Source organism: Planktothrix tepida PCC 9214 (assembly GCF_900009145.1).
GTDB lineage: Bacteria > Cyanobacteriota > Cyanobacteriia > Cyanobacteriales > Microcoleaceae > Planktothrix > Planktothrix tepida.
On the sequence record NZ_LN889817.1, the window covers coordinates 129,234 to 154,527 of the forward strand.

24 protein-coding genes are annotated in these 25,294 nt (G+C 37.3%); 11 read left to right on the forward strand and 13 right to left on the reverse strand.

All coding sequences use genetic code 11. The features are described from left to right. Nucleotides 1-74: 74 nt before the first annotated feature. Nucleotides 75-2,036 (reverse strand): squalene--hopene cyclase, encoded by a 1,962-nt coding sequence (gene shc, locus PL9214_RS28780; RefSeq protein WP_072722729.1) that lies wholly within the window; start codon nt 2,034-2,036, stop codon nt 75-77. 177 nt (nt 2,037-2,213) lie between these two features. Here shc and PL9214_RS28785 point away from each other — a divergent pair, with 177 nt between their 5' ends. The 3 genes from PL9214_RS28785 to PL9214_RS28795 are packed head-to-tail and all read left to right on the forward strand — an operon-like array spanning nt 2,214 to nt 4,014. Further along, complete coding sequence (locus PL9214_RS28785) at nt 2,214-2,474, forward strand: DUF4160 domain-containing protein (RefSeq protein WP_072722730.1); 261 nt, start codon at nt 2,214-2,216, stop codon at nt 2,472-2,474. A 3-nt stretch (nt 2,475-2,477) separates the two neighbouring features. Then, the gene (locus PL9214_RS28790; RefSeq protein ID WP_072722731.1) at nt 2,478-2,753 is read left to right on the forward strand and encodes a DUF2442 domain-containing protein; all 276 of its coding nucleotides are present in this window, start codon (nt 2,478-2,480) and stop codon (nt 2,751-2,753) included. A gap of 7 nt (nt 2,754-2,760) precedes the next feature. Beyond that, entirely contained in the window at nt 2,761-4,014 is a 1,254-nt protein-coding gene (locus PL9214_RS28795; protein WP_072722732.1) for a glycosyltransferase, read from the forward strand. A gap of 131 nt (nt 4,015-4,145) precedes the next feature. Here PL9214_RS28795 and PL9214_RS28800 read toward each other — a convergent pair whose 3' ends face one another. Continuing rightward, nucleotides 4,146-4,415, reverse strand: coding sequence for a DUF2795 domain-containing protein (locus tag PL9214_RS28800; protein WP_072722733.1), 270 nt, complete (start codon nt 4,413-4,415; stop codon nt 4,146-4,148). Between the two features lie 257 nt (nt 4,416-4,672). Next, the gene (locus PL9214_RS28805; protein WP_072722734.1) at nt 4,673-5,755 is read right to left on the reverse strand and encodes an AI-2E family transporter; all 1,083 of its coding nucleotides are present in this window, start codon (nt 5,753-5,755) and stop codon (nt 4,673-4,675) included. Nucleotides 5,756-5,893: 138 nt separating this feature from the next. Here PL9214_RS28805 and PL9214_RS28810 point away from each other — a divergent pair, with 138 nt between their 5' ends. Continuing rightward, the gene (locus PL9214_RS28810) at nt 5,894-6,127 is read left to right on the forward strand and encodes a helix-turn-helix domain-containing protein (RefSeq protein ID WP_072722735.1); all 234 of its coding nucleotides are present in this window, start codon (nt 5,894-5,896) and stop codon (nt 6,125-6,127) included. Between the two features lie 277 nt (nt 6,128-6,404). Here PL9214_RS28810 and PL9214_RS28820 read toward each other — a convergent pair whose 3' ends face one another. After that, on the reverse strand, nt 6,405-7,226 hold the full coding sequence (locus PL9214_RS28820) for a DNA cytosine methyltransferase (RefSeq protein ID WP_072722736.1): 822 nt from the start codon (nt 7,224-7,226) through the stop codon (nt 6,405-6,407). Nucleotides 7,227-7,327: 101 nt separating this feature from the next. On the opposite strand from PL9214_RS28820, the gene PL9214_RS28825 reads away from it, so the two are divergent. After that, nucleotides 7,328-9,250, forward strand: coding sequence for a GTPase family protein (locus PL9214_RS28825; RefSeq protein ID WP_072722737.1), 1,923 nt, complete (start codon nt 7,328-7,330; stop codon nt 9,248-9,250). A gap of 139 nt (nt 9,251-9,389) precedes the next feature. Here PL9214_RS28825 and fdxA read toward each other — a convergent pair whose 3' ends face one another. Then, entirely contained in the window at nt 9,390-9,725 is a 336-nt protein-coding gene (gene fdxA / locus PL9214_RS28830; protein WP_072722738.1) for a ferredoxin FdxA, read from the reverse strand. A gap of 249 nt (nt 9,726-9,974) precedes the next feature. Here fdxA and PL9214_RS28835 point away from each other — a divergent pair, with 249 nt between their 5' ends. Then, nucleotides 9,975-11,705: an Rqc2 family fibronectin-binding protein gene (locus PL9214_RS28835; protein ID WP_072722739.1), complete on the forward strand. Its 1,731-nt coding sequence runs from the start codon at nt 9,975-9,977 to the stop codon at nt 11,703-11,705. Nucleotides 11,706-11,993: 288 nt separating this feature from the next. On the opposite strand, the gene PL9214_RS28840 is transcribed toward PL9214_RS28835, so the two are convergent. Together PL9214_RS28840 and aroB are read right to left on the reverse strand one after the other, a co-directional pair. Then, nucleotides 11,994-13,025: a peptidoglycan recognition protein family protein gene (locus PL9214_RS28840; RefSeq protein ID WP_245824393.1), complete on the reverse strand. Its 1,032-nt coding sequence runs from the start codon at nt 13,023-13,025 to the stop codon at nt 11,994-11,996. A 211-nt stretch (nt 13,026-13,236) separates the two neighbouring features. Beyond that, a complete protein-coding gene (gene aroB, locus PL9214_RS28845) occupies nt 13,237-14,346 on the reverse strand; it encodes a 3-dehydroquinate synthase (protein ID WP_072722740.1) in 1,110 nt (369 codons plus the stop codon). A gap of 116 nt (nt 14,347-14,462) precedes the next feature. Here aroB and petL point away from each other — a divergent pair, with 116 nt between their 5' ends. Continuing rightward, on the forward strand, nt 14,463-14,567 hold the full coding sequence (gene petL, locus PL9214_RS30935; protein WP_139295196.1) for a cytochrome b6-f complex subunit PetL: 105 nt from the start codon (nt 14,463-14,465) through the stop codon (nt 14,565-14,567). A gap of 152 nt (nt 14,568-14,719) precedes the next feature. Then, the gene (locus PL9214_RS28850; RefSeq protein ID WP_072722741.1) at nt 14,720-15,367 is read left to right on the forward strand and encodes a protein kinase domain-containing protein; all 648 of its coding nucleotides are present in this window, start codon (nt 14,720-14,722) and stop codon (nt 15,365-15,367) included. Here the strand turns inward: PL9214_RS28850 and PL9214_RS28855 are convergent. After that, complete coding sequence (locus PL9214_RS28855; RefSeq protein WP_072721577.1) at nt 15,323-16,534, reverse strand: ISAzo13 family transposase; 1,212 nt, start codon at nt 16,532-16,534, stop codon at nt 15,323-15,325. The genes PL9214_RS28850 and PL9214_RS28855 overlap by 45 nt on opposite strands. A 291-nt stretch (nt 16,535-16,825) precedes the next feature. Between PL9214_RS28855 and PL9214_RS32880 the strand changes: the two genes are divergently transcribed. After that, nucleotides 16,826-17,191 carry a WD40 repeat domain-containing protein gene (locus PL9214_RS32880; RefSeq protein ID WP_281250382.1) on the forward strand — a complete coding sequence of 122 codons (366 nt, stop codon included), beginning with the start codon at nt 16,826-16,828 and terminating at the stop codon, nt 17,189-17,191. Nucleotides 17,192-17,226: 35 nt separating this feature from the next. Here the strand turns inward: PL9214_RS32880 and PL9214_RS28870 are convergent, their stop codons facing one another. Next, nucleotides 17,227-19,527: a pentapeptide repeat-containing protein gene (locus PL9214_RS28870; protein ID WP_072722743.1), complete on the reverse strand. Its 2,301-nt coding sequence runs from the start codon at nt 19,525-19,527 to the stop codon at nt 17,227-17,229. A gap of 141 nt (nt 19,528-19,668) precedes the next feature. Then, entirely contained in the window at nt 19,669-20,361 is a 693-nt protein-coding gene (locus PL9214_RS28875; protein WP_072722744.1) for a Crp/Fnr family transcriptional regulator, read from the reverse strand. A gap of 168 nt (nt 20,362-20,529) precedes the next feature. Here PL9214_RS28875 and hcp point away from each other — a divergent pair, with 168 nt between their 5' ends. Continuing rightward, nucleotides 20,530-22,155 (forward strand): hydroxylamine reductase, encoded by a 1,626-nt coding sequence (gene hcp / locus PL9214_RS28880; RefSeq protein WP_072722745.1) that lies wholly within the window; start codon nt 20,530-20,532, stop codon nt 22,153-22,155. Between the two features lie 54 nt (nt 22,156-22,209). On the opposite strand, the gene PL9214_RS28885 is transcribed toward hcp, so the two are convergent. From PL9214_RS28885 to PL9214_RS32060, 3 genes are read right to left on the reverse strand one after another with little or no spacing between them, the layout of a single operon-like run. Next, the gene (locus PL9214_RS28885; protein WP_072722746.1) at nt 22,210-22,941 is read right to left on the reverse strand and encodes a hypothetical protein; all 732 of its coding nucleotides are present in this window, start codon (nt 22,939-22,941) and stop codon (nt 22,210-22,212) included. Next, nucleotides 22,884-23,015, reverse strand: a complete 132-nt coding sequence (locus PL9214_RS33330; protein WP_437126757.1) for a TPM domain-containing protein — start codon at nt 23,013-23,015, stop codon at nt 22,884-22,886. The genes PL9214_RS28885 and PL9214_RS33330 overlap by 58 nt, the downstream gene beginning before the upstream one ends. Beyond that, nucleotides 23,016-23,243: a TPM domain-containing protein gene (locus PL9214_RS32060; protein WP_072722747.1), complete on the reverse strand. Its 228-nt coding sequence runs from the start codon at nt 23,241-23,243 to the stop codon at nt 23,016-23,018. A gap of 382 nt (nt 23,244-23,625) precedes the next feature. Here PL9214_RS32060 and PL9214_RS28895 point away from each other — a divergent pair, with 382 nt between their 5' ends. Further along, nucleotides 23,626-25,116, forward strand: coding sequence for a diguanylate cyclase domain-containing protein (locus PL9214_RS28895; protein WP_072722748.1), 1,491 nt, complete (start codon nt 23,626-23,628; stop codon nt 25,114-25,116). Nucleotides 25,117-25,294 lie beyond the last annotated feature (178 nt).

Sequence of the window (25,294 nt, forward strand, 5' to 3'; positions counted from 1 at the left end):
CAAAAATTATAAACCCTTAATCCCTTCCTGACAAATATTAAGGTTTGGATGGGTCAAACCCACCCCATATTAAGTTAAAGTTGCTGTAATTTTTGATAACGACCTAATGCCAACAACGGGAAATAATGTTGATAATAATGATATTTGATGTAAAAATGACCGGGAAAACCAGTTCCCGTAAATTCCGACTCATCCCATCGACCATCGGAAAGTTGCGTTGAAATTAAATAGTTAATTCCCCGTTCAATCACCTGCATTTCATACTGTCCTGTTGCTTGCCCCGTTGCCATTAAGCCAATTAATGCCCAAGCGGTTTGAGAGGCTGTACTAACTCCTTTTCCTTTCAATTGTGGATCATTATAACTGCGGCAAGTTTCCCCCCAACCGCCATCGGAATTTTGACAACTTACTAACCAGTTTTCCCCCCGCTTCATCAGAGGTTTAAGAGAACCATGAACCCAATTTTTATAAACAGGATGAATGACCGCTAATGCTGATAATACCCCACTGGTTCCATAAATATAATTAACCCCCCAACGTCCGAACCAACTACCATCAATTTCTTGTTCTTGTTTTAAATAGGAAATTGCCCGTTCAATTGAAGGTTTCAGCGATTGAATTTTAAATTGAAATTCTGAGCAATTTGGGTCTAATTCTCCTAACATTTCAATAACTCTTGCTGTAACATCTGCCGTATTAGGATCAATCATGGCTTTTAAATCCCCATAGGGAACGGCATTAATCCAATCTTGATCATTATCAATATCAAAAGCTGCCCATCCTCCGGCTTTACATTGCATTGAGATCATCCAATCAATCCCGCGAATGATGGTTGCTGTTTTTAAGGATTCATCAGGAATTTTAGCTTGATTTAAAGCCATTACCACAACAGCAGAATCATCTAAATCAGGATAAAAACGATTCGTAAATTCAAATGCCCATCCGCCAGGTTTTCCTTGTTTATTTTTAACAATCCAATCTCCATAATCTAAAATTTGTTGGCGAATTAACCAGTCTGAACTTTTAACAATAGCAGCATGGTTTGGATCAATGCCTGACTCAATTAAAGCTCGAATTACCCAAGCTGTATCCCAAACTGGAGATACACAAGCTTGCATCCGATAAGTTTCTTCTGTTTCAATAGCGAAATTATCAATGGCTTCTAAACCCCGTTGAACGATGGGATCAGACACAGAATAATTTAAGCATTTTAAGGCCAATAAAGAATTTAACATCGCAGGGATAATTCCCGCCCAGTCTCCCGTTATTTCTTGTCGTTCTAAAATCCATTGTTCCGCCGCTTTTAACCCTTGTTCTCGTAAGGGGACAACATTAAAGAGTTCTGCAAATTTAAAAATTTGATCTAACCCTAAGAATATATCCGTCCAATCGTTATTTTTAGGCAGTTTAAAAATAGTATTTTGTCTTCCTTCTACATATAATTCATCTAAATTTAGGCTAGGATCAAACCGAAAAATTGGCTTTTTATCAAAAACAATTAATAAAGGAACGGTACTACTTCTCGCCCAACTAGACATTTCATAAATAGTAAAAGGTGAACCTTCGGGTAACAACATAATCCAAGGGGGAATTGAGGGAATTCCTCGCCAGTCATAACACCCAATTAAAGCTAAATGTAGTTTTGTAAAAATCCGAGTTTTTGTAATTCCACCCCGTTCTAAAATAAATTTTTTGGCTTTAATTAAGGCGGGATCAATTTCTGATACCCCTAATATTTTTAACGCCATATACGCTTCAAGGGTTGTACTGAGTTCGCCTCCATCTCCGTAGAATAATTCCCAACCGCCATGATCTCGTTGTTGAGAACGCAAGTAGGTTTCAGCTTTAGATAAAGGGCGATTTTTATCAGTTCCCCAAATTTTATGTAATAGGATAATTTCTGATATAATCGTTACATTAGATTCCAATTCTCCCCACCAATAACCTTCGGGATATTGTTGAGATAAAAGAAAGTTTTGGCTGGCTGCGATCGCCTCTTTTAACGTTGTTAAAGAAACTGGATTTTGTGCTTCCATTGTTAACTGTCCAACTCCTGCTAATGTTTTTGAGGATATCCTCTGTTTGATAAGTATGAGGCATTATATCGTATTTCTTCTTGAATTGATCAAGATTGTATTGTATAATAAACTATAAAACTAATTTTATTATTTTATCCTTACTGCTGTTTTAATCTTGTTACCGACAAGGACTTTATGCCAGAAATTAGCCGATTTTTTGGAGCTATAATTACTATGTACTATAACGATCATCCTCCTCCTCATTTTCATGTTCGCTATGGTAAGCAGAAGGCATTAATCAGCATTTCAACTGGAGAAGTATTAGAAGGAAACCTTTCCCCTAGACTGCTAAAATTAATTCAAGAATGGACAGCATTATACCAGAACGAACTACTCACGAATTGGGAATTAGCCAGACAAAATCTAATTTTGAATAAAATTGAACCCCTGGAGTAAATCATGCTTAAAGATATTGTTGAAGTTCATCCCTTAACAAATTACCAGCTAAAACTTCGTTTTGAAGATGGAGTAGAAGGGATCATTGATGTATCTAAACTCGTTCAGTTTACTGGAGTATTTGAACCTTTAAAAAACCTTGATTACTTTAATCAAGTTAAACTTTCTAGCGAGTGGGGAACTGTTTATTGGGATAGCGGTGCTGACTTAGATCCTGATGTATTGTATTCCTATTTGTCTAAGCAACCGATACAGTTAAAAACCGCGAGTATTTCTTGATTTTAAAATGGAAAATTCAATTTTAATTTTAACACTATTATCATTAATAATATGGATTGTATTATTAATGTTTCGAGGACAATTTTGGCAAGCAGATCAACGACTTCTGGAAGTTCAAAAACCGTTATTAAATTATCCCTCTGTTGCTATAATTGTGCCAGCCAGAAATGAAGCAGAGTTAATTAAAATTAGTTTGCGATCGCTTTTAAAACAAAACTATCCCGGTTCATTTTCTATTATTTTAGTCGATGATCAAAGCCATGATGGAACAGCCAATATTGCCGAAAAAACTGCTCAAATCTTAAATAAAACAGACCAATTAAAGATTATCCCTTCTCAACCGTTACCTGGGGGATGGACAGGGAAACTTTGGGCGATGGAACAGGGAGTTAAATATACTCAACAATTAATAAACCCTCCCGATTATATTTTATTTACCGATGCTGATATTGAACATTCTCCTAATAACTTAAAGCAATTAGTGGAAAAAGCCGAAACGGAACAATTACAATTAGTGTCGCTAATGGTATTATTAAGATGTCAAAGTTTCTGGGAAAAATTATTAATCCCCCCTTTTGTATTTTTCTTCCAAAAATTATATCCGTTTCGGTGGGTTAATCATCCTCAAAGTCAACTCGCAGCCGCAGCAGGAGGGTGTATTTTAATTTGTCGGGAAGCTTTAACACGAATTGGCGGTTTACAAATATTAAAACAAGCGTTAATTGATGATTGTTCTTTAGCACAAGCCGTGAAATTAATCCCCCTAACCCATCTTGACGAGGAAAACTTTTCTCCTCTTAATCAGGAATTTTCAATCAAGAGTTTTATCTTTCCTTTTACCTCTAAAGCCTATTATCCGATTTGGTTAGGGTTAACAGAAACAACTCAGAGTTTAAGACCCTATCCAAGTTTATCAAGTATTTGGGATATGGTTGCTAGAACAGCTTTTAGCCAACTAAATTTTTCGATAATTTTATTAGGATTAACCTTAATTGGAATGATTCTAATTTATTTAATGTTTCCTGTGGGTTTGATTGGGGGAATTCTGCATGAAAACGGTTTAATTATTCTAGTAGCAACGTTAACCGGGTTATTGATGGAAATTGCTTATTATCCCACCTTAAAACTCTATCGTCTTTCTCCCGTTTGGGGGTTAACTTTACCGTTTATAGGCTTTTTATATGCGTTAATGACTTTAGATTCAGCCTTAAAATATTGGCGAGGAAAAGGGGGAAGCTGGAAAGGTAGAACTTATCCCTAAAATTTGAGAAAAGGGTCTTCCGTACTGACAATATCGTGACATACAAAATACGGAAGAATTAAAATGCAACAGATCATCAATATTGCCACTAGGTTGCCTTATCTGTCACAACCCTTTTCATTTAATTCAGTCTACTTTTTGACGCTTTGGCTGATAGCTTCAACTAACTCTGGCATACTATCAAATTGATCTTGACCCGCTTGCTCTAATATCGATCTTAAATCTACGGTCTGCTCTTTTGTCCACTGAATTTCTTCGTGACCTTGTGCTTGCTGAAGGACGTCTTCTTTACTAGCAGGAAAATCTATTCCTGACAGTGCTTGAGTGACGGCGGCTACTCCATAAGCTTCACCTTTGTCCGGGCCGCGATGTCCGCTCCCTTCTCCAGATTGATTAGCCATAAAATTCTCCTAATAAAATGCTGTATTTAAGTCATAACTTAAAGTTCATATTGGCGATAAACCTCTATCTTTAGAGTAGTTTTATGTAATTATTTTAGGTGATTAATTTAACCTTAAAAGAACCCATCATTAAATCGATAAAAATATTAATTCTTTAATAAAAGTTAATGTGAAATCAAGCTTAAAGAACCTAATCCGGTTTCTTCTGTTCCCTCTTAAAATTGGCGAAGGTATTGTTGAAAAAACCGGGTTTGGGTTTAGGCTTTTGTTTCAAGAGAATCTTTACTTCCTTCTTTTGATTGCATTTCTTCAATATCTAATAAATTCACAATTACCCCTGCAATGGGAACTGAGAGAAATACTCCTAAAATTCCCGCAATTTTTGCCCCAACCAGTAAAGCAAAAAACAAAACCACAGGGTTAATATTAACTGCGCTTTGCATAATGCGAGGGGCAATAAAATTGTCCTGAATTTGTTGTAAAATTATACTGACAACCAATACTTGTGCTGTCAAAAACCAGCCACTTTGAATTAAAACAATTAAACTGATCATTAAAATCCCTAGAGTTGCTCCTATCCCTGGAATAAAATCAAAAAAGCTAACAATAATCGCCAGGGATAAAGAAAAAGGAATTTTTAAGGTGCTATAAACCAAAAAACTAGCGATTCCCAAGAAAAATGAGAGTAAAAGTTGACCTCGAAAAAAACCTAAAAAGCTTTTTTGAAGGGCGGCTGAAAATTGGCTACGATGGGGATAAGGAATGAGTTTTAACAGTAAAAACCAAAGCCTTTCTCCATCAACCAACATAAAAAAGGCAATAACAAAAATGATAATAAATGAAAGCAACGCATTCGGTAATGAAGAAAAAGTTCCTACCAGGATGCTCACCATCGAACCCAAAGATTTATTAAATTCGGTTTCTATAGGAGCAATATTAATATTGATTTTCCGATGGGTTAAAAACGCTTGTAAACGGTCAAATGGATTATCGGCTGATGTTAAATTTTCAACAACAAGGGAGAGAAGCTGTTGAAATTGATTAAAAAACATTGTTCCTAAAGCTAATCCTGTAGCCACAACCAGAAATAGGCTCAGAAAAATAACAATTCCTAATGCTAATCCTCGACCTAAATATCGCTCTAAATAGCGCACGGGATAGTTGAGAAGAAAAGCTAAAATTGCAGCTAATACAAATGTAAAAAAGATGTTTTCAAAGTAGTCAAAAATTAAAATTAATGCCCAGCCAGAGGCAAAAAACAATAAAAATCGCACTAAGCTATTGGTGCTAATGCGATTCCACAAGGCATTATCCTGGGAATCTGGGGGTAAATTATCCATTGGGATGACTCAATTTTTGCCAACGTTGACATTTTAGCGGATTTGTAATGGGTTATGAATGTAATTTTGCGATGGATCAGAGCTATTTGAATACTTTAGTCTCTGTAACTTTTGTATTCAAAGTTTTACTATTGTTTTATGAGTAAATTAGACAAAATTTTAGGGTTAGAGCTCCAACGTCGTCGTACAGACAAAGGTTGGTCTCAAGAATACCTGGCAGAAATGACAGGTTTGCACAGGACTTATATCAGTCAGTTAGAACGAGGGCTAAAAAGCCCGTCCATTAGAGTTTTGAATCATATTACTAAGGCTCTAAATATAACAATGAGTGAATTTTTATTGTCTGTAGAGGAGTCTCTTCGTACTGAATGATCAGGAAATTGAACGGCTCAGGCAAGCAATTCTTGCTACTGTTGCTTCTCCGATTATTGGTTCAATTGAAGATTATACTTGGGAAGCTATTTTTCATTATATTAAAAATATTCCTGTATCTGATCCTGCACTAGGACGAACTAAACTTCTCTATGATGCTGTTAATTTTACAACAAAAACAGGTTAGTCACTAAAATCGCTGCAAATTAACAATATGAGACGGGGAAATACGTTTTGGTTTGTTATTCAAAGAGCAGATATTATTAAAAAAGCTGTTCTATTGTGAATATCCATTATATCCTCTCGATCCTACTGCTTTTACTTGGGCATGGACATTTGTACTTTCATGACGTATGATGGTTTGATAGAGATTTTGGGGAGAATCAGGATAATTTTGATGGGTATATTCTTCTCCATCTTTTAAAGAGGGTAAGTCTCCAATAGCATCTTTAATTGTTACAATAGGAGACAGGTTAGATTCAAAAATATTCAATTGCCTAGAAGATAAACTAGAGCGATAATCGCTTCTAATATCTCCTTGATGGGTAGGTTTGGGAATGTCAAGCTTTCGGTTGAGACTTGCTAGAAAAAAAGCTCTAGACCGAGTTTGAGGAATACCATAGTAAGCTGCATTTAAAATGGATGAGGTGACTTTGTAACCAAAAGATTCAAGTTTTTCAGTGATCTCATTTTTGATAATGCCTTCATAAGCATTTAGAATTTCAGGAACATTTTCCATAACCACATAAACAGGCCTAAACTCCTGTACAAATGTCAAAAAAGTTTGATACAGTTGATTACGAGAATCGTTAAAATAGCGATCACTGGCTGGAATATTTCGGGAAAAACCTTGGCAAGGTGGCCCTCCTACTAATACAGTTAATTTTTCCTGGGTTAAACCTAAAGCTAAACGAAGGTCAGAGGGGTTAACTTCCCGGATATCTTGTTGGAGAATTTTAGTGCTTGGATAGTTATATTTATAGGTAGCGATGGCTTTTTTATCGATTTCAATTGCACAGAGAGATTGAAATCCTGCCAGGTGAAATCCTGTTGTCAAGCCACCTGCACCAGCAAACAGATCAATGATTGTATATGTCATAATCTAAGATACTATAGTATTCAATTGTGATTGTCAAGTGCATGACGTTGAATAGAGTTAAGGATTTTTACTAAACGTTTATCTAAACTCATGAGAAAACTATGATTAGACTCAAACAATGGCAATGGATTGTATTAATCACGCCGATCACAATCATGGTAATTTTTTTGCTGGTGGCGGCGGGAGTCACCATTCATGACTGGGGAATTAATTGGATTTGGGCGGTATTTACCTTGATATTTTTGGGTTGGCGTTGGTTGTTAGTGAAATGGACTCAACCCTTGGTTAAACAGATGGAAACCGTCGTTGCTGAAGTCAATCAGGAACTAGAATCCTCCTTTGATCAACCCATATCTCAATCGACTGCAAATCAGGCAATTAATCAAGTAGAAACAGCCCTACAGGACATTTTAAAAGCCTCCCAAAATGATCCGCCAATTTGGGAAGATAGTTTAATCTTTTGGAAACGCTGTCAAGATGTGGTGACAACTGTTGCTAATATTTATCATCCTGAAGTTAAATATCCTCTCCTCAGCATTTATATTCCTCAAGCGTATCAATTAATGCGAGGAACTGTGGATGATTTAGATCAATGGATGGAAAAATTATCTCCAGTTTTAAATCAAGTTACCGTTGGACAAGGCTATGAAGCTTATCAAGTTTATCAGAAATTAGAACCCTCCGCCCGTAAACTTTGGCGGGTGTGGAATTGGGCACAATGGCTATTAAATCCAACAGTTGCTTTAGCGCGAGTTACGACTCAAAAATCTACCAATCAAGCAACACAACAATTATTAGTTAATTTAGGTCAATCCTTACGCGAATCAGCCTTAAGAAATTTGTGTCGTCAAGCGGTTATTCTCTACAGTGGAACTACCTTACCTGTAACAGAATTTGCGGTTACAACTCCCTCCCTTCCTCAAGCTAAAACACAAACTTTACGAGAAATTTTAACCCAAACTGAATCCGTTGAAACCTTAAAACAAAAACCTGTTAATTTACTGTTGGTGGGACGTACAGGCGCAGGGAAAAGTAGTTTAATTAATAGCCTCTTTCAAGCTGATAATGCAGCAGTGGATGTCTTACCCAGTACCGATAAAATTCAAAATTATCAGTGGCAAATAGAAACCGGAGAAAGCCTCAATTTATGGGATACTCCGGGCTATGAACAGGTGAATCGTCCTGAGTTGCGAGAACAAGTTTTAGACTATGCTGCCAACGCAGATTTATTATTATTAGTAACTCCAGCCCTTGATCCCGCTTTACAAATGGATGGGGATTTTTTGAAGGAGATTAAACAGCAGGGGTTAGAGTTACCCATTATTATCATTGTTACTCAAGTTGATCGCTTACGTCCGATGCGAGAATGGCAACCGCCCTATGATTGGAAATCGGGAAATCGCCCCAAGGAAAAAGCCATTCGAGAAGCTACACAATATCGAATTGAACAATTAGGAGAATATTGCGATCGCGTTTTACCAATTGTCACCCAAGATCGTCAAACTCAGCGCCAACCATGGGGAATTGATGTGTTATCAATTGCCCTTTTAGATACGATTAATCCCGCTAAACAACTGCGTTTAGCCCGGTTTTTGAAAAATCGAGAAGCCCGGATTTTAGCAACGGCTAAAATTATTGATCATTATACCTTTCAAATGGCAACAACCCAAGGATTAACGGCGTTATTAAAAAGCCCCATTCTCAGATTTATTTCAACATTAACAACAGGTTCTCCCACCTTGGCTTTATTGCTTGCAGAACAAATTCCCGTCGAACAATTACCCGTTGTGATTGGTAAATTGCAAATGGCCTATGATTTGTTTATGTTATTAAATTCAGGAGAATCTGATCCAGTGAATTTTGATTTATTGGCTCTCTGGCCGTTACTGTTAGAAAATCCTAATCCCCCGGAAAAAAATGCTTGGGCTTTTGGTCATGCGTTAGTAGAATATTGGACACAAAAGCTTACAATTGGACAAATGCAGCAGCGATTTCAATTTTATTTAAAGTCTCAAAGTGCTTAATATGAAATCTTGAAAGAATTAGCCCCTCCTCTCCACCTCTCCCTGCTCTTTCCTACAAGAAGAGTGTTTTTATTTGAGAGGGAAGAGGATGTATTAGGTTTAATTTGCGTTCAGCAAACTGTTAATATTCCCTAAAAAATTACGATTCACCTGGATTAGGACTAAAATATTTATTGAACTTATCGGCTTCGCCTTTATATTGCTCTGCGTCTGGGGGAGCGGGTTTCTTGCGAGTAAGATTCGGCCACTTTTCAGCATACTCCCTGTTAATTTCTAACCAGCGTTCTGCACCTTGATATGTATCAGGGATGATGGCTTCAGCCGGACATTCAGCTTCACACACTCCACAATCAATACACTCATCAGGATTGATAACGAGCATATTTTCACCTTCATAAAAACAGTCCACAGGGCAAACGTCAACACAATCTGTGTACTTACATTTAACACAAGCTTCTGTAATAACGTAAGGCATCGCTGTTCTCCTTTAAGAACATTAATTTTTAAATTCTAAAGCCATCTCATAATCAACTAAAAAAAATTAATCAAAACTTAACATTATTTCGTTAAATAACTTAAAAAAAGGCTTTATAGGCAATTTCACTAATTAGCAAAATATTCAAACCCAGTATAATTTAAAAAAACGTTATCCTTAAAATTAGGTGGGGTATGAGCAAAAAATAATGAGACAATAGTACATGGGTAAAGTGATCAGGCAAATATTATGCAATCTGTTGATTTAACGACATTAATCGCAAGCTGTTGTGAACTGCGGAAAGACTGGCTTCCAGCGCGGTTAGAACAGGTGTATCAACGCGATCGCTTTACGATTTCTTTGGGGTTACGCACCCTCAAGCGTCGAGGCTGGTTAGATATTTCTTGGCATCCCCAAGCGGCTAGAATTTGTATTGGTGATCCTCCTCCCCGTATTCCTGATACCTTTACTTTTAGTGATCAACTGCGGCATCAATTAGGGGGATTAGCATTAGTTGAAATTCAGCAAATTGATCCTTGGGAACGAATTTTAGATCTACAATTTTCCCAGCGTCCAGGGGATAGTCCCCTCTGGCATTTGTATGTGGAAATTATGGGAAAATATAGTAATGTAATTTTAACCGGATCGGACAATAGTATTGTTACGGCAGCCCATCAGGTGAATATACAACAATCGAGTGTGCGACCAATTTTAACAGGTCAACCCTATGAACTGCCTCCTAAATTAACCGAACCCATTCCCAGTTTAAATGAGCCTCAATCTCGTTGGCAAGAGCGTGTCAGTTTAATTCCCAGTGCTTTAAAACAACAACTCTTAAAAAACTATCGAGGCTTAAGTTCGGGGTTAGTGTTATCGATGATTCAAGCTGCTAATTTAGATCCCACTCAACCCACACATACTTTAAGGACAGAAGACTGGAATCGGTTATTTAAAAGTTGGCAAACTTGGTTAAAAACTTTAGAAAATTATAATTTTTTTCCTTATTATACTTCAAAAGGTTATGAGGTTATTCCTTGGACTTCAGAAACGGTTTCTGACGTTAAATCTATTCAAATTTTACTCAATACTTATTATACTAATCAATTAAATCATCAAGAATTTCAGCAACTCCGGCATCAAATTAATCAAAAAATCAATAATGTTTTAACGAAATTGCAATTTAAAGCCGAACAATTTATTCAACGGTTACAACAATCTGATGAAGCCGATGAGTATCGGGCAAAAGCCGATCTATTAATGGCATTTCTGCACGAATGGAAACCGGGCATGAAGGAGATTTTGTTACCGGATTTTGAGACGGGAGAACCGGTTAAAATTCCCCTCAATCCAGAGAATAATGCCGTCTGGAATGCTCAAAATTTATATAAACGACATCAAAAGTTAAAACGAGCCAGAATTGCCGTTGAACCCCTGTTAAATGAAGTTAAAACCGAGATTAACTATTTAGAACAAGTTGAATCAGCAATTAGTTTAATTGAAACCTATAAAACTGCCGAAGATTTACAAACCTTAGCTGAAATTCGAGAAGAGTTAATTCAACAAGGTTATATTAATGTTCCTGATAATCGCAGTTCTAATTCTCCCTCATCCATAGAATTCTATCGCTATCAAACTCCCAATAATTTTGAGGTTTTAATCGGCAGAAATAATCGTCAAAATGATCAATTAACCTTTAAAGTTGCAACGGATTATGATTTATGGTTTCATACTCAAGAAATCCCCGGTAGTCATGTATTGTTGCGGTTAAGTGCGGGACAGGTTGCTGATGATATGGATTTACAATTTACAGCTAATTTAACCGCCTATTATAGTCGCGCCAGACAAAGTGAACAAGTTCCAGTTATTTATACTAAACCCAAGCACGTTTATAAACCCAAAGGGTCTAAACCAGGGATGGTGATTTATAAACAAGAAACCGTGATTTGGGGGAATCCTCATCAAGCTAAAATTGCATTGTGATATTAATAGAAATTAGTGTCAAATTAAAGCCCTGAACTAAAGTTCGGGCTAAAAGCTTAAGTCATCTAAAGATGACTAATAATTAGGAATGAAAAATAAATAACTTGCACAACTAAACCCTGGAAACCTTGATCCACTGTAAACTATTTCTCAATTAGTCACCTTATTGGTTTTTCATTCCTAAGATCATTCTTCATTAACCAGTTTTAACGGGTTTTAGCTTTGAGCCTGAAATTTATTTCAAGGCTTTTCTTGTGTCAATATTAGCTGTTCCCTACTCTAACTATTCTAATTCAGATAAGCCGATTGACAACTAATCATAATTTCTTGAGTTCGGGGATAGGATTGTAAATATTGAAGAAACAGTTGAGCATCAAAACTTCTGGGATCTCGCCTTTCTCCTGAACGATCAACTGCCGCATGAGTCGTAATTCGATAATCAGGAACCCCAGTTTTTGCCACTAACCATGCTAAAGATTGATATTGTGCAGCCGTATAACCACTATGAGAATCAGCATTATTGCGACCATCCGCAGGCGTTTCTAAAGAAACATGATAAGCAAAATTATTCACAGAAGGAGGACGTTGAGGATGGGTTTTTACAGTTTCCGTTCCCGTTGAAGTAGCAAATACAGAATCTCCCGCACCAAATGCTCTTAAATCAGGGGGAACAATATAAACAATATCCCCCGTTAACATAATTAAAGTATGATAACTCGCTTGATTATCCTCGGAATTTTGGGCAGTTTGGAAAAAATTGACCGCACTATAAACATCCGATACAGTTTCATGAATCACTACAATTGGGGCATTATTTACAGGTTGCCCATTAATATCATAAAGAAATCGTTGTCCATAATTTGTCGGATTTGCTAAGGCTTGATATTCATTGGGAGCATAACTCATCCCGCCTTGAAGATTGGCTGTTTGTACATCCGTTGGTCGCCGAAACCGATATAACGTGACGGGATTCACAGGTGGCCCAACTCTCCCACTCGCGGTCGGGTTAGGATCAGGTTGTAATGCACAGGTTCCAGGGACAGGAACATTATTCACATTCGCCACCGTTTTTGGTTGCGCGTGAGTCGCCTCTGGCTGTTCTGGAAGTTCCTCAGCCACCACCAGTTTGATGTCTGGAGATGGGGAGAGAGAGGGAGAGACTGTTTCAGCAATAACCCGCTCAAATTTTGGCGGAGAAGGCATTTGGCTCCATAATGACATCCCTTGGGCTACAAGCCAATCTTTATTTTTGAGTCCAACCGTTACTCCAATCCCTAGTAAATACAGGGTTAACAACAGAATAGGCGTCCATTTTCTCATGGGTGAGTTAGCCAATATTAAGTGCAACGTTTTCCAGTTTACTATGACAAAAATCAAGCGAAAAAAAAACCACTGGTAATCAGCCAGTGGGTGAGGAACGAAACGTGATTTTGGTGTGAGGAGGAGTTAACTTGCTTATGATTTACAGATTATCGTCACGATATTGAGTTATTGTGTCAATTTGATGACAAAGCTATGAATTTTTCCAGCATTAAGCCAAACAACGAACGGGAAAGTTTTCTAATACTTGACGAATCACATCAGACGTGACTTGATCTGTAACGATCGCTTCTCCGATGCGAGTTGGTAAGACAAATCGCACTTTTCCAGCCTTGACTTTTTTATCGGTTTGTAGACTATCCAAAATATCATCCAGATTTAATCCGGGGGGGAGTTGGGTCGGTAATCCCGCCTTTTCAATTAACGCGAATTGTCGTTGATCACTGTCTTGATCCCATAATCCTAATTTAACTGCAATTTGACTCGCAGCTACCATCCCAATTCCGACGGCTTCCCCATGAATTACAACGGTATATCCGGTTAAACTTTCCACCGCATGACCAATGGTATGACCATAATTTAAAATCGCTCTTAACCCCGATTCTTTTTCATCTTGACTAACAACATCCGCTTTACTTTGACAAGAACGAGTTAAAATTTCTTGTAATAATCCAGAGTCTAAAGATTGGATTTGATCTAAACCTGGGGATTGTTCGAGTTTAACAAATAATTCCTCATCCCAAATTACACCATATTTAATCACTTCTGCCATTCCGGCTCTAAATTCTCGTTCAGGAAGGGTTGGCAAAACATCAGGATCAATTAACACTAATTTCGGTTGATGAAACGCCCCAATTAAGTTTTTTCCATGGGGATGATTAACGCCTGTTTTCCCTCCAATAGACGCATCCACCATTGCTAATAAAGAAGTCGGAACCTGAACGACATTAATCCCTCGTAACCAAGTCGCCGCCGCAAACCCGGTCATATCTCCAATAATTCCACCCCCTAATGCCACCATTGTAGAGGAACGTTCTAATCGGTGTTTTAATGCAGCATCATAAATCATTTGTAGGGTTTCGGGGGTTTTGTATTCTTCACCTGCTGGAAGGGTACAAATCGCCACATCAAACCCCGCTTGTTCTAAGGAAATGCGGGCACGTTCTCCATAATAATTAAAGATTTCTGGGTTAGAAACTAATAATATTTTTTTGCCTAAATTTAATGGGGTGATCAATTCCCCTAATCGATCTAAGTGTCCTGCACCGATGGCAATATTATAGGATAATGACCCTAAATTAACCCGAATCATCGACTCCATATTCTTCCCCTCATTAACTCACCCTTAAAAATTGTATTCTATTTTTTACCCCTTAAGGATGATCACGGACGGATCACTCATGATTCAATGGAGAGTAATGTTTATGGAGTTGTGTAATGCTTACAGTGGATGGCGCGATCGCTTACGTTATCATCTATGCGGGAGCTTTAGTTGCAGCAGCCGGAATTATGTTTACCCTGCGTGCGGTTAAACTGATCTAATCCTACCGTAGAGACGCGCCACGGCGCGTCTAAATCCATTGTTGTGTTTGAGCAGTGTTAGAAGAGAGTCCTGAAGGACTGACTACGGGTTAATTTTTTTCTGAGATTAATATCTGATATGATTAATAGAATAGATGCGATCGCATTTTTCTATGACTTATTGTTTAAATTCTAATTGTCCTAAACCCTATAATTCTGATCAAAGTCAATTTTGTTTAAGTTGTGGAACTCCACTGCGATTAAAAGACCGATATCGAGCGATTGATATTATCGGACAAGGAGGATTTGGTAAAACGTTTTTAGCGATTGATGAGGATAAACCTTCTAAACCGCGTTGCGTGATCAAGCAATTTTTTCCCCAGTCTCAAGATGCTGAAGCAATACAAAAAGCATCGGAATTATTTGAACAAGAAGCAATTCGTTTAGATGAATTAGGGAAACATCCTCATATTCCTGAACTTTTGGCTTATATTCCCATTGAACAACAACAATATTTAATCCAAGAATTTATAGACGGGGAAAATTTAGCTAAAATTCTCACTCAGGAAGGAGCTTTTCAGGAAATTCAGATTCAATCTTTGTTAATCTGTTTACTTCCAATATTAGAGTTTATTCATACTAAAAATGTGATTCACCGAGATATAGCAATCCTAAATAGGTTGTGGCAAAATCCCGTACATAAAAAGCTTGGGAAAATCAAAAATTTGCCCCTGAGCAAAAAACNGATACTAAGGAATGAAAAATCAATAAATGGATTAATGAGTGAGTTGAGGTACGGCTCGATAGTTCCATTTGGGTAAATATTCATCAAAAACAATTTTCAGAGTTTTTTTGAAATGATCAGTTACCTTCCGACCCGTTTGATAGACCTGATCAACGACATTAACAACGACAGATAGCCCTGTATTAGTACGAGTTTTTTCCATGAGAGTTTTGACCAAACCAAGACTGGTAAAAATCACTCCTTGACAAGCTCGAGTTAGATGAGGAAAAAGTCGATGTTCAATGGGATTATATTTAGATGTATAGGGAGGGTAATGAGCAATTCTGATCTCAATTCCAATTTCATCCACTAACTTTTGTAAATCTTGTTTAAAAATATAATGATTAGCATTATTACTGCCACCCCCATCACACTTAGCTAAAATCGAATTGGCATGAGGATAGAGAGCTTTTCCATAATGATTCCACCAATGTTTAAGAGCATTACAAGCAAATTCACTGGTATCTTTACTGTTACCTAATGTTACATATCCTCGGTTTTTTTGAGTATCGTAAATGCCATGGGGAATGACTTTTCCATGACCTAAGCTCCAAAAATCATGATCCCAAGTAGTAACAGGCTCAGTTGTATACAGAGTACCTGGACGATATAAATTCCCTAAAACTTCTTTCTTTTTAGTGTCAAAACTAATAATAGGATTACCGGCTTCTCTATACAGGGTATCGAGTCTAGCAATATTTTCAAATTGAGCATTTCGGTCTTTATTAATTCCTGTAGTTTGCTTTTTTTGTGCTTTTCGCTTGACATACCCATGCTTTTTTAAGAGTTTCTTTACGGTGGGAGGACTGATATTAAATCCGGCTTCCTTAAGTCCCAAAGCAATTTCTTTGTGGGTTAAATTAGTCCATTTAATTGACTCGTTCATAGGATCTCCGGCTGTGCGGGACTTTAACACTTCTAAAAAGGCTTCATCTATTCCAATTTGGGTGGAAAAAATACTTTTTCTTCCTCCTCCTTTTTTTCTAATTCTTACATCATTAATAGTCTGTTCATCCAGTTCTTTTAACTCTTTTATTCCTCGGACGATTGTGTTTCGAGTACAACCCAACAGTTTGATGATATAACTAATTCCTCCCCATCCCAGTTTTTGAGCCTCTATCGCTGCATATCTTCTTTTATCCTTTTCTGATAAAGAGTTATAAAACTTTTTCATTTCTTCCTCAATTGAACTAGAATAAAACATAGGTTTTAAGTTAAGTTGTGTAGTTTAATCGAAAAATCCGTTGCCCGGTTCTCTCAATTTTTGTAAAATCTGCCATCAGTGCCTATACTTCATTATACCTGAAGCCCATCAAGTTATTACTTTTTCATTCCTAATCGATCTATACTGACTCCACAACATAATAATCCAACCGGAGTAAAAATTAATGCAATAACTTTTGCCTCTGGTAGTCCTTGCTTTGCTTATGAACATCCGAAAGGCAGTATTATTATTGCTCATATAAATACTGGTCAAACCATTCGTGAGCTTGAAATTCCGGAAAGTTCTTATCGTTTTTTATCTCTTGCTTTTAGTCCCGATACTCAAATATTAGCCAGTGGAAGTGAAGATAATACGATTAAAATTTGGCAACCGGGAACAGGAAATATTATCAGAACATTAGAAGGGCATTCAGGCAGTGTACATTCTGTTGCAATTACTTCAGATAATAAAATATTAGTGAGTGGAAGTGAAGACCAAACGATTAAATTGTGGGAAATAGAAACGGGGGAAGAAATTTGTACATTAACCGGACATACGGGGATTGTTTATTCTGTTGCTATTAGTCCCGATAATCAAACTATTGTTAGTGGGAGTCAAGATGGAACGATTAAAATCTGGCGTCCGGTGTTGGGATGAGTTGCAAAAAGAGAGTCCTGAAGGACTCACTACTTTTAATTAATTTCTTCACCATCTAAGAAAATTCGAGTTTGATCTGATAACCCCGAATTATTGCCTAATTTAATCCCTGAAATTTGAGCTTCAGCAATGCCACTGCGGAATAAATTGGCACCCCGTAAATCGGTATATAATAAAATCGCATCTTTCAAATTGGTATGACGGACAATGGCATTTTCTAAAGAGGCATAACTAAAATCAACTTGCTTCAAATTAGCGCGGGTTAAATCGACTCCTGTTAAGTCCGCATGACGGAGAATGCTTTGAGATAAATTCGTATCTCGCAGTTGGGCATGAATCAAAATAGCTTGACTTAAATCGGCTTGAGTGAGAGTTGCACCCGTGAGATTAGTATCCACTAAATTTGCTGATTTTAAGTTAGCTTGGGTGAAGACAGCCCGTTCTAAAATAGCACCTCGCAAATTAACATTTTCTAAATTAGCGGCGGTTAAATTAGCCCCGCGTAAGTCAGCACCTTGGAGATTTGCGCCTTGAAGATTGGCTCGACTTAAATTCACATTGGTTAGATTCGTATAACTTAAATTTGCCCCGGTTAAATTCGCTGCATTTAAGTTAGCAAGTTGTAGATTAGACTCAGATAAATTGGCTTCGGTTAAATCGGCATTTCCCAAATCAGCTTCTTGTAAATTAGCCTGGGTAATGATGGCTCCTGTTAAATCAGCGCGATTCAAATTCGCTAGTTTTAAATTCGTACAGGTTAAGTTAGCGTGTTTTAATTCGGCTCGACGAAAATCGGTTTGGGTTAAAGTGGCATCCATCAGGTTAGTATAATTTAGGTTAGAAATAAAAAATTTGGTTTCTGTAAAGATTCCCTGACTTAAATCTGCACGGCTCAGTTTAGCAAGGCTTAAATCCACTTGAATCAGTTCAATAGATTTTAAATCCACATCGCGTAAATCCGCCCCGCGTAAATCCTTTCCTTTTAACTGCAATTCTTTAACATTAGTATTGCGTAAATCGGGGCCTTTATATTGACAAAATAGGCGATAGGTGTTTAATTCCGTTTCGGATTGAGTTCCGGGTAGCCCCGCTTTTGTTTTTACTAAAAAATATTGTACATTTTCAGTAAATAAAGTAAACACTAAATTAAAAATTTCTAGGAACTGAATGACTCCTTGACATCTGACTTCTGCATGGTCTTGGTAGAATTGAATTAAATGAGCAATACAAATGTCTAAATAGTTGCGGGAAGAATTGCCAATCAGCACTAATTTTAGCAATAAAATCACTAAGGTCAGTTGACCTCCTTGCCGAATCATTAAATTAAATAAAAAGGAGGGTGGTTTTCCTTTTTCAATTAATAAATATTCAATGAGACGATTACAAGTTCTACTAATTAACGGTTTACTAACAATATCATCATCATGAATAGAGTACAAAGATTCCAATTTTTCTTCTATTTTATCCCTGATAATATTGGCAGGATATTGTTGATTGATGTGAAACATCAAATATTGAGGTAAACACTGTTTAAATTTCTCATAACTCAAATTTTGAGTATTATTTAAAAATAAATTGGCTTGAGTTCCATAATTAAACACGCGCTGGGTAGAAATCGTTTGTTTAATTAAACTCACGACTTCATCCCCTAATTGAGTGGGGTTTTTAGGCTGACGATTTCGACCCGTTGGAGATTCCAACCGAGCAATATACATCGCTAAATCAAATTTATATTGATCTTTAAGCTGTTTAATTAAAGTCCGGGCGACTTCTTTTTGTTCCCTAGAATTATGGGGGTTAAGGTATTGAGAAACTAATAAATAAGATTGATAACGACTACTCCAATCACTCCGCTCTAAGTTGGCGCATCGCAGCAACTCTTGATAATCTTCACTAGCTAAAAAAGTTTTCAGCCATAACAGGAGGCGGCTTTCTTGAATTGATAAGCAGGTTTGATTACAATCTGGGGATTCTGAGAGTGTATTAATCAGTTTTCTAATAAAACTGTGTTGGCGCTTCAGCAACCAATTATTAATCAGGATATAGCAACAGCGCTTGATAATTCCTTGAAAATGGGGTTCTCCTTCCTCATGACTTAAAATTTCCTCTAAGGCGACTTTAATCTCCGGTTTTTGGGGACACAGGAGGTAAAAAAATAATTGTTCAAAGGAATCTAAAACGGCTCCTGGGCTATCCGTTTGTACCCGATTTAAAAAGAATTCGTAAATTAGGTCTGCACTCATTTTTAAACGAGTATAAAGAGGATACTCTGTAGAAGATAAGGACAAAGATTGATTAGAATTACTAATCAATTTATCTTTAACGAGGTTAGCCATCAATTGTACTGGGTGCTTATACTGTTCAGTCTAGCATAGCAGCGAAAGATAGAAAGATAGACAGTATCTGATGATAGCTTTACATTCTTTTCATAATTCAAGAAAAAAAGTCACCTTTATTTAAAGATTTTATAATTCTGGTTAGGGTTTTTCATCAAAAAATGAAATTTTGGCTCGGCGGATCAATTCATTGCGATCTAAAATAGTAATGGATGAGCCGTTAATGACAATTAAACCCTCTTGAGTTAATCGAGCAAACACTCTGGATAATGTTTCTGGGATTGTTCCCAGTAAAGCAGCCAATTGAGTTTTCGTCAAGTCTAATTCTAAGGTGTCGAAATTTCCTGTCCTTTGGCTCAGATATAATAAATAAGTTGCTAATCGTTCAGGAACATCCTTTAAAGACAAATTTTCGATAATTTGAGCGAAACGACGTAAATGACGCGAACAAACGGCTAATAAATTCACCGCTAAAGAAGGATGATGATGGAGAAGGTTTAAAAAAGCAGTTCTCGGAAAAAATAATAATTCTGTGGGTTCTAAGGCTTCTGCAGAAGCCGGAAAACATTGACCGTCAAAGGCGGGAACTTCCGCAAAATGTTCTCCGGGGTTAAAAATATGTAAAATTTGTTCTTTTCCTTCAAAGGATAGTTTAAATACTTTGACCCGTCCAGTCACAACTATAAAAAATCCATTTCCTTCATCTCCCTCTTCAAAAATTAACTCTCCTTTGGGATACCGTTTCAAAACACTAATCTCCCCTAACGCCTCAATTTGGTCATCGGGGAGATTTAAGAAAAATTGAGTTTGTCGCAAAAATTCAGGTAGATTCATTACTCAGGAGTTCGGTGTTGTTTGTTGTTTGTTGTCTATTAACCATTAACGCTCAACCGTTATATTCCCTGTTCCCTCTTCTAACAATTGACTTAAGTCAAGGTCAGTTTAAAACCTGCGTCCTACAGTGGAAATAGAGAAAAAGAAAGTGACTTAGGAGAAACGGTTATGTTTTGCAGTCAGTGTGAACAAACAGCTAGTGAACAAGGATGTTTAAAATGGGGTGCTTGTGGTAAAAGTCCCGACGTAGATGCGTTACAAGATTTGTTGTTACATTGTCTGCGGGGATTGGGGGAAGTTGCGACCATTGCTCGTCAGTATGGAATCCTTTCCTTTGAAGCCAATACTTTTACCTGTGAAGCTTTATTTTCGACTTTAACGAATGTTAACTTTGATGCCGAGGATTTCATTCATTATATCCATAAAACCGTTCAATTGCGGGATAATCTCCGAGCATTACTTCCTCAGCCAATAACCGGTTCTCCCCTGTGTTGGCTGTCAGTTGGAGAAACAAAGGAAGAGTTAATTCAACAAGGTAAAAATAGCGAATTTGACTTTATTAGTCAATCGGCCAGTAATGTTGATATTTTCTCCTTAAAACTAACCGTAATTTACGGACTCAAGGGAATTGCTGCCTATGGATATCATGCTCAAGAATTAGGACATCATGATGAGCGAGTTTATGCGTTTTGTCATGAAGCCTTAGCGGCCTTATCTAATGCCGATTTAACTTTAGACGATTGGGTGAATATTGCCTTAAAATTAGGAGAAGTTAACCTACGAGTTATGGAACTTTTGGATGCTGCTAATACAGAAACCTACGGTCATCCCGTTCCAACCACCGTTGCCTTAAATCCTCATGCAGGTAAAGCAATTTTAGTGTCCGGTCATGATTTGAAAGACTTAGAAGAACTCCTCAAACAAACAGAAAATACCGGAATTTATGTCTATACTCATGGGGAACTTTTACCCGCTCATGGTTATCCCAAACTGAAACAAAAATATCCTCATTTGTACGGACATTATGGCACAGCATGGCAAAATCAAACCCGTGAATTTGCTGATTTTCCGGGGCCAATTGTGATGACGACCAATTGTTTAATGCCTCCCCATCAAACCTATAAAAACCGCGTGTTTACCTGTGGCCCTGTAGGCTGGCCGGATGTGACTCATTTATCCAGTCGAGACTTTACGGCGGTGATTAAAATGGCATTAGAATTACCGAGATTTACAGAAACTCAAGAACCCCGTCAAGTGATGACTGGATTTGCGCGCAATGCTGTTTTAAATGTGGCAGATGAAGTGATTAATGCGGTTAAAACCGGAAAAATTCGTCATTTCTTTTTAGTGGGAGGGTGTGATGGTGCTAAACCTGGACGCAGTTATTATAGTGAATTTGTGGAAAAAGTTCCTCAAGATTGTGTTGTTTTAACTTTAGCTTGTGGCAAATTCCGCTTCTTTGATCAAGAATTAGGAGAGATTAATGGCATTCCGCGATTAATGGATGTGGGACAATGTAATGATGCTTATTCTGCGATTCAAATTGCCTTAGCCTTAGCTAATGCTTTTAATGTAGATGTTAATGAATTACCGTTATCCATGATTTTATCTTGGTATGAACAAAAAGCGGTTTCTATTTTATTAACATTGCTTTATTTAGGCATCAAAGATATTCGCCTCGGCCCTACATTACCTGCCTTTATTTCTCCCAATGTTTTCCAACTGTTACAACGTCAATATAACCTGCAACCTATCACCACTCCCGATGCTGATTTAGCCGCTTGTTTAGCTTAGGTTAATAGGTACTGTAGAGACGTTGTATACAACGTCTCTACATGGGTCTTGACTTCAATAATCACCTCCCGCACCGCCTCCTCCACTGCTTCCTCCGCCAAAATCACTTCCACCTCCCCCACTGGAACTTCCGCCTCCCCCAGAACTGCTACTTTCGCTAACTTGGGGGATAGTTTCTTCTTCTTGTTTTTGATAATTGCAACATTGACAAGTTAATGTAATTAAACGAGTTCCACTCTGATAAGTGGTCGCTTCTCTTGTTACTTGCGATGTTCGAGTTACGGTTAATTCATTACCCTGGGGACAATAGGAATATTCAGAATCATTGATAATATAAGCTCGCAAATGAATTGTATCTCGGCTAATTGTTGATGCAACATCAGGACACCACCACCCTTCAAACTCAACACTTCTTAACTCCTGAGCTACTTTTTCATGATCGGTTAAAATGGGTAAAACTTGATTTTGTTCTAAAAGCTGCATCGGTTTTTGAGAAGTTTCTTCATATAAAGGACGAACCGAAGTAGAGCGATTTCCTCGAATTGCAAAACGTTTATAAAGTGAATTTGCAATAGATTCACTGGCAATTAAACTCAAAATTCCAGCAATAATTAATGTTCTAGTATTGGGATCAAAATATCCGATAAAATCCCATATAAAACCCAAGGATTCATTAATCCAGGGAGCAAAAAATAAATACCAGATTATCCCAGCTATTATTCCAACTCCTAATAAAATAGTTGTTGACTGGATGGCTTTATTTCTGGGATTTTGCCAATTTTCCAAGTATTAAATAGTTGGGTTGTAAACTCTTTGGGTGTAGCGGAAGGTTCTGTGGTAGGAACGGTAACAACAGCTATTTATGTACCATTTTTGGCTTCTAATTCGCCTATCATTTGATTGAGTTTAGCTTCGGTTTCAGGGCTCAAAATATTAGCCATATCCGTTACCCATCCCCCATTTTGTTGTCGAGGGTTGGGTACCTGTTCAACGGTTAACGCTTGAGTCAGTATGGGAAAAATCAATAAAGAACAGCAAAATAAAATGATCCAGAATAACCGTTGCTTACCTTGTTTGAACCTATACATAGAAATGATCTCCTAAATCTGGAATAGAATTTAGAACATAAAAACCAGGTTATCTAACAGAATAATATCTTAATGGAGTTGTAATTTTGAAGACAAATTCCCATTAATATCAGGAAATCATAACAAATAATTAAGAAGTTTAAAGTTTTGTTTGCTCATCAAGTTTTTATTGACAATTTAATGGCTTTAATTTAACATATTTGTTAGAATAGTCTACTCTAGTCTAACCTTTTATGATCATCAGGTTTGTTCAATTCTGAACCCATACAGATAGAATTAATAAATATAACCCTGATCTGAAGTATAATAGTACGGAATCTAAACCCTAGAGGCGTAAGGATAGTTTGATCTGCGGCTTATTGTCTTAGCTGACTCAGTGCGAATGTATTTTTCTTCCAATTCTGTATCGAGAGCCGACTTGCTAGTTATTGATGATACACTGGCAAATTTAAGGCTCTTAGTCAATCTGCTGCGAGAAAACGGCTATAAAGTTCGAGCCGTTAGTAATGGTTATGAGGCTCTGGAGACGATTCAAAAGAGCCCCCCCGACTTAATTTTATTAGATATTCTCATGCCCGATTTATCGGGTTATGAAGTTTGTCAACAGTTAAAAGAAAGGCCAAAAACCCAAGATATCCCGATTATCTTCCTGAGTGCCTTAAGTGACGGATTAGATAAAGTCAAAGCCTTTAGTGTGGGAGGTTCAGACTATATTACTAAACCTTTTCAAGTAGAAGAAGTGTTAGCACGGGTGAAAAATCAACTCACCATTCAATGGCACAAAAAACAACTTCAACTTGAAATTTTAGAACGAGAACAAGCTCAAGAAGCTTTGCGCTTACAATATCAACGAGAACAAGCCTTAAATCGAGTCATCCGGGCTATTCGGAATTCCCTGGAACTTTCGACGGTTTTTTCTACCACTGTGACCGAAATTGGTCAACTCTTACAAGCCGATTGGGTGGCGATTATTCAGCATTTTTCTCAATCCCATAGCTGGCAACCGATTGTTGAATATTTTCCCAATTCCGATCTAGCCAAATTGGTCAATGCTAAACTGTTAAATTCCCAAGGGTTATTAACAGAACGCTTGAAATTATTGCAGGTCTTTTGTGTCGAAGACCCTCACAATATCATCGATTCCAGCAATCAAGATTTAGTTGAACAATATCCGAGAATTTGGTTGGCAATTCCCGTTTATTCTAATGGAGAAGTCTGGGGAAGTTTAAGTATTGTCAGACATCAATCCCTTCCCTGGTCAGAAACTGATGTTGAGTTAGCGGTAGTTGTCACTGATCAATTAGCGATCGCAATTGGACAATCTCAACTGTATCAACAACTGCACCAAGTCAATCATGAATTAGAACGTCTTGCTAATTTAGATGGGTTAACCCAAGTCCCCAATCGTCGTAGGTTTGATCGAGTTTTAGAACAAGAATGGCTAAGATTGCGACGAGAAAAACTGCCTTTATCCTTAATTTTAGCAGACATCGATTATTTTAAATTATATAATGATACCTATGGTCATTTATGCGGGGATGATTGTTTAAAGCAAGTCGCACAAACCATTCATGAAACCCTTAAACGTCCTGCGGATTTAGTCGCCCGTTATGGAGGAGAAGAATTTGCGATTATTCTTCCCAATACTTCCTTAGCGGGATCAATACAAGTGGCTGAACAAATCCGACAAGCGGTTTATAATTTACAATTACCCCATGTCGCCTCCCCTGACAAACAAGTGATCACCCTGAGTTTAGGAGTGAGTAGTTTAATTCCCCCCATCGATGGAGAACCCCAAATTTTAATTCAAAAAGCAGATCAAGCTTTATATAAAGCCAAAAATCTCGGAAAAAATATTGTGTGTGAGCTTTGAGACTCAGGAGATATCGCAAACGGATTAGATGGGTGTCCCAAATTTCAAATTCAAAGCAACCCGGAATCAGGTCAATACTTTAGTCTGTTTTATCAACAGTTGAAATTAGGGCAACTCCTGAAATAAAAGTTTTATAAAGATTAATTGTTTTTTGGAAAATAATACATAAAATAAAGAT

Excerpts from the sequence above, each read along its gene's own strand:
- shc (WP_072722729.1), bottom strand. The coding sequence starts at position 2,036 with ATGGAAGCACAAAATCCAGTTTCTTTAACAACGTTAAAAGAGGCGATC.
- PL9214_RS28785 (WP_072722730.1), top strand. The coding sequence starts at position 2,214 with ATGCCAGAAATTAGCCGATTTTTTGGAGCTATAATTACTATGTACTAT.
- PL9214_RS28790 (WP_072722731.1), top strand. The coding sequence starts at position 2,478 with ATGCTTAAAGATATTGTTGAAGTTCATCCCTTAACAAATTACCAGCTA.
- PL9214_RS28795 (WP_072722732.1), top strand. The coding sequence starts at position 2,761 with ATGGAAAATTCAATTTTAATTTTAACACTATTATCATTAATAATATGG.
- PL9214_RS28800 (WP_072722733.1), bottom strand. The coding sequence starts at position 4,415 with ATGGCTAATCAATCTGGAGAAGGGAGCGGACATCGCGGCCCGGACAAA.
- PL9214_RS28805 (WP_072722734.1), bottom strand. The coding sequence starts at position 5,755 with ATGGATAATTTACCCCCAGATTCCCAGGATAATGCCTTGTGGAATCGC.
- PL9214_RS28810 (WP_072722735.1), top strand. The coding sequence starts at position 5,894 with ATGAGTAAATTAGACAAAATTTTAGGGTTAGAGCTCCAACGTCGTCGT.
- PL9214_RS28820 (WP_072722736.1), bottom strand. The coding sequence starts at position 7,226 with ATGACATATACAATCATTGATCTGTTTGCTGGTGCAGGTGGCTTGACA.
- PL9214_RS28825 (WP_072722737.1), top strand. The coding sequence starts at position 7,328 with ATGATTAGACTCAAACAATGGCAATGGATTGTATTAATCACGCCGATC.
- fdxA (WP_072722738.1), bottom strand. The coding sequence starts at position 9,725 with ATGCCTTACGTTATTACAGAAGCTTGTGTTAAATGTAAGTACACAGAT.
- PL9214_RS28835 (WP_072722739.1), top strand. The coding sequence starts at position 9,975 with ATGCAATCTGTTGATTTAACGACATTAATCGCAAGCTGTTGTGAACTG.
- PL9214_RS28840 (WP_245824393.1), bottom strand. The coding sequence starts at position 13,025 with ATGAGAAAATGGACGCCTATTCTGTTGTTAACCCTGTATTTACTAGGG.
- aroB (WP_072722740.1), bottom strand. The coding sequence starts at position 14,346 with ATGGAGTCGATGATTCGGGTTAATTTAGGGTCATTATCCTATAATATT.
- petL (WP_139295196.1), top strand. The coding sequence starts at position 14,463 with ATGCTTACAGTGGATGGCGCGATCGCTTACGTTATCATCTATGCGGGA.
- PL9214_RS28855 (WP_072721577.1), bottom strand. The coding sequence starts at position 16,534 with ATGTTTTATTCTAGTTCAATTGAGGAAGAAATGAAAAAGTTTTATAAC.
- PL9214_RS28870 (WP_072722743.1), bottom strand. The coding sequence starts at position 19,527 with ATGGCTAACCTCGTTAAAGATAAATTGATTAGTAATTCTAATCAATCT.
- PL9214_RS28875 (WP_072722744.1), bottom strand. The coding sequence starts at position 20,361 with ATGAATCTACCTGAATTTTTGCGACAAACTCAATTTTTCTTAAATCTC.
- hcp (WP_072722745.1), top strand. The coding sequence starts at position 20,530 with ATGTTTTGCAGTCAGTGTGAACAAACAGCTAGTGAACAAGGATGTTTA.
- PL9214_RS32060 (WP_072722747.1), bottom strand. The coding sequence starts at position 23,243 with ATGTATAGGTTCAAACAAGGTAAGCAACGGTTATTCTGGATCATTTTA.
- PL9214_RS28895 (WP_072722748.1), top strand. The coding sequence starts at position 23,626 with ATGTATTTTTCTTCCAATTCTGTATCGAGAGCCGACTTGCTAGTTATT.